The sequence below is a fragment of the Pedobacter sp. 10L46_2 genome (assembly GCF_056395165.1).
On the sequence record NZ_JBFTIZ010000538.1, the window covers coordinates 1 to 1,192 of the forward strand.

The window sequence follows — 1,192 nt, forward strand, 5'->3', positions numbered from 1 at the left end:
TCTCGATTTCTATGACAAAACCAAATCATTTTTATAGATGGTTTGGTTTTTTATTACAGCGAATATCCTATGGATGATTTTGTTTCTTACCGCATTTAAAACGCTCATCTTGTTCTTTCCCTCCTGAACTTTTCGTTTATAATATGTCCCCAGATCATTATTTAGCCTTATCGAACTCATTGCCGCAAGGTGGAGCAGGCTTTTCATCCCTTTATCTGCAAATACCGACACCCTGGGCCTATATCTTATTGAGGTTCCCGATTGATGGTCAAATGGCACCACTCCACAGTAACATGCCATTTTGCGTGGGTCGCTGATCGATGTAAAGCCCTCGGTCTTTGCAATCATCATCCATGAGACCACCTTTCCAACTCCTGGAACAGACCGTATAAGTTCCGCTTTGCACTTGAGTTCGCTATCCAGCATAATGTTCATTTCAATATCGGATTCAATCTTCTTTATCTGCACATCGATCGATTCAATGAGCTTTTTATTCAGTTTTAGCAGTTCTTTGTCCAACGCGATTGACTTCATCATCTTATAATCATGTTGCTGTCTGACAAAACTGCTTTTCATTGCTACCCTAGTTGCCCGCTCGGTTAGCAGAACTTTAAGCCTTCTTATCGATAACGATAACTGGCTCCATTGTTTAGTTCCTTGCTGGTTCTTTTCGATGTAGCTACAGATCCGAAGCGAATCAATCTTATCGTTCTTTCCTCGTGAGAGACCAAGGCTCTTCTTCAAGTGCAATGGTGAGAGCACATAAACGAATAGTTCTAGCTCGGCTAGAACCTCAAACAGGTTCCAGTTGTAGCGCCCGGTATTCTCCATAGCAACTACGGTTCCTACTGTTGTGTGCTTTTTAAAGAACAATCTAATGGGTTTTAGCTGGTTCTGAATGTTGAAATACTCAACCTTTCCATCAGTCTTTAAACAGATATCTAATGTTTTGCTGCTGATGTCGATTCCAATAAAAATCTTTTTCATAAATTTGTTTTAAGAATTGAAATGAGAATTCATCAGTTCGGCTCAAGTCCTTAATAATGGGTCATTAGCCCTAATTTCTATTTGAGTTCCTGATGAAAGGGAGGCAGAAGTCTAAATCGAGACATGAGTCCAAACTCTGACGAAAGGATAGTTTACTTCTGCTTCCTTCTCATTCTAAAAATAATCAAAACAAATCTAAAGGACG

General features: G+C 39.7%; 1 protein-coding gene. It reads right to left on the minus strand.

Annotated features, from left to right (window positions below):
• Positions 1-9 precede the first annotated feature (9 nt).
• Positions 10-987, minus strand: coding sequence for an IS110 family RNA-guided transposase (locus AC1DDX_RS27610; protein WP_337716559.1), 978 nt, complete (start codon positions 985-987; stop codon positions 10-12).
• Between the last annotated feature and the right edge of the window lie 205 nt (positions 988-1,192).

Coding starts and splice junctions, on each gene's coding strand:
- AC1DDX_RS27610 (WP_337716559.1), bottom strand. CDS start 987: ATGAAAAAGATTTTTATTGGAATCGACATCAGCAGCAAAACATTAGAT.